This window comes from Microbacterium sp. MMO-113, from assembly GCF_037148555.1.
In the GTDB taxonomy this organism is placed as follows: Bacteria; Actinomycetota; Actinomycetes; order Actinomycetales; family Microbacteriaceae; genus Microbacterium.
In genome coordinates, this window is the sequence record NZ_JBBCTD010000011.1 from 1 (window position 1) to 908 (window position 908).

At 53.3% G+C, this 908-nt stretch carries 2 rRNA genes; both read left to right on the forward strand.

Annotated features, from left to right (window positions below):
- Positions 1 to 76, forward strand: a 16S ribosomal RNA gene (locus WFJ36_RS17090); the annotation flags it as partial.
- 410 nt (positions 77 to 486) lie between these two features.
- Positions 487 to 908: ribosomal RNA gene (locus WFJ36_RS17095) — 23S ribosomal RNA — on the forward strand; the annotation flags it as partial.

The following is a 908-nucleotide window of genomic DNA, read 5'->3' on the forward strand; positions in this document are numbered from 1 at the left end:
GAAGGTGGGATCGGTAATTAGGACTAAGTCGTAACAAGGTAGCCGTACCGGAAGGTGCGGCTGGATCACCTCCTTTCTAAGGAGCATCTGACGCTTCGGCGTCCAGAACCCGGTTCGAAGGCATATGTTCTTCGCTGGGAGCTCATGGGTGGAACATTTGACATGGCATCGAGATTGTTTCTCTGATTAGTACGCAGCTTGCTGCAGGAACGTTGGGGGGATGGGTTTCGGTGCCTGCACGCTGTTGGGTCCTGAGGGACCGGATGCGGATCTTTCGGGATCTGGTCTGAACCTCTGGACCTCTTTCTGTTTGTCCCGTTGGGGGCAGGTGGATGGGGGTTCCGCCCGTACTTTGAGAACTACACAGTGGACGCGAGCATCTTGCAACTGGTCTTTGATCAGTTGCGCAAGATGATCTTAAAGATCATTAGTCAATTTCTGATTCAGTCTTCGGACTGGTCGGGTTTTTGATTCAAACTCATGTGATTTCAAGTCTTTAAGAGCAAACGGTGGATGCCTTGGCATCTGGAGCCGAAGAAGGACGTAGCAATCTGCGATAAGCCTCGGGGAACTGATAAGCAAGTTTTGATCCGAGGGTGTCCGAATGGGGAAACCCCGCTGGGCGGCGTGCCGACCTAGTGACTCCCGCCTGAATATATAGGGCGGGTAGAGGGAACGTGGGGAAGTGAAACATCTCAGTACCCACAGGAAGAGAAAGCAACCGCGATTCCGTTAGTAGTGGCGAGCGAAACCGGATCAGGCTAAACCGAGTGTGTGTGATATCCGGCAGGAGTTGCATATTCGGGGTTGTGGGACTCACCAGTCAGTTCTGCCGAGCTGGCGACGTTACAGAAGCGTATAGACGAACGGTCTTGAAAGGCCGGTCATAGAGGGTGCCAACCCCGTAG